This is a genomic window from Mesorhizobium sp. M7A.F.Ca.US.014.04.1.1 (genome assembly GCF_003998745.1).
GTDB lineage: Bacteria > Pseudomonadota > Alphaproteobacteria > Rhizobiales > Rhizobiaceae > Mesorhizobium > Mesorhizobium ciceri.
Genome location: NZ_RZRW01001445.1, coordinates 1 through 468, shown reverse-complemented (window position 1 = coordinate 468; position 468 = coordinate 1). Strand labels below are relative to the sequence as shown.

Here is a 468-nt window from a genome sequence, read left to right as displayed (position 1 = left end):
ACACCAGAGAGCGCTTTCCACTCACCGGTCGCGGGATCGATGTTGAAGCCGAGCAGTTTCACCGGGACATGGCCCTGATCGTGATACATCGCGACCACCGCGTCATACTGGCGGGCGCGCAACTTGACGAAAACCGTATCGCCCGGAACAGGCCCAAACACCGCAAAATCGGCGGACGTGTAGGAGGCGACGACCGGGGTCGTGATGTCGATATCCTCACGGCCGAAAATGCCGCCTTCGCCGGCGTGCGGGTTGAGCGCGGCGATCGCAATGCGGGGATGGGCAATGCCGAGGCCGCGCAACGCCTCGACCGTCAGCTGGATAACCCGCCGCAACCGAGGTTCGGTCAGTTTCGACGGAACCTGGGCCAGCGCTACATGGGTCGAGACATGGCTGACGCGAAAATCGCCATGGGCGAGCATCATCACGGAATCGCGGGCGCCTGTGAGTTCTGCCAGCATGTCGGTG

The 468-nt window shown here is 63.0% G+C and carries 1 protein-coding gene; it reads right to left on the bottom strand.

Annotated features, from left to right (window positions below; translation table 11 throughout):
* Positions 1 to 468 (bottom strand): 4-hydroxythreonine-4-phosphate dehydrogenase PdxA (locus EOA22_RS37025; RefSeq protein ID WP_164756352.1); only part of this gene is annotated, 468 nt, incomplete at both ends.